Origin of the sequence: Staphylococcus pasteuri (assembly GCF_030547725.1) — a bacterium.
Taxonomy (GTDB): Bacteria; Bacillota; Bacilli; order Staphylococcales; family Staphylococcaceae; genus Staphylococcus; species Staphylococcus pasteuri.
The window spans coordinates 1-268 of the sequence record NZ_JAUOQO010000372.1 but is presented as its reverse complement, the minus strand read 5'-3'; the positions used below and the strand labels follow the sequence as shown (position 1 = coordinate 268).

Sequence of the window (268 nt, the reverse complement as noted above, 5' to 3'; positions counted from 1 at the left end):
ATTATACATTGGACGAACAATAGCACTGTAGTTGGTACGGTCTTCCTCAGAAGATTTGGCATCGTAGTTATGGTAAGCACCTAAATACTCTAGCGCTACTTGCTCACTAAAGTTAACACCGCCTTCTAAGCTCATGTATAAAGTGGTTAAGTCTTCCACTTTGTTGAAAGTACTTGTATCCGTGTTATCAGCGTAACGCATAATAAGTTGATTGCGACCCATCGACCAATTTTGATCAAACACCGCAGCCACTTGGTAAGCGGTTAGC

1 protein-coding gene is annotated in these 268 nt (G+C 41.8%); it reads right to left on the bottom strand.

The window, feature by feature from the left end:
* The coding region (locus Q4528_RS14035; protein WP_303522210.1) for a carbohydrate porin at positions 1-252 on the bottom strand (252 nt) is incomplete at its 3' end.
* Positions 253-268: the final 16 nt, after the last annotated feature.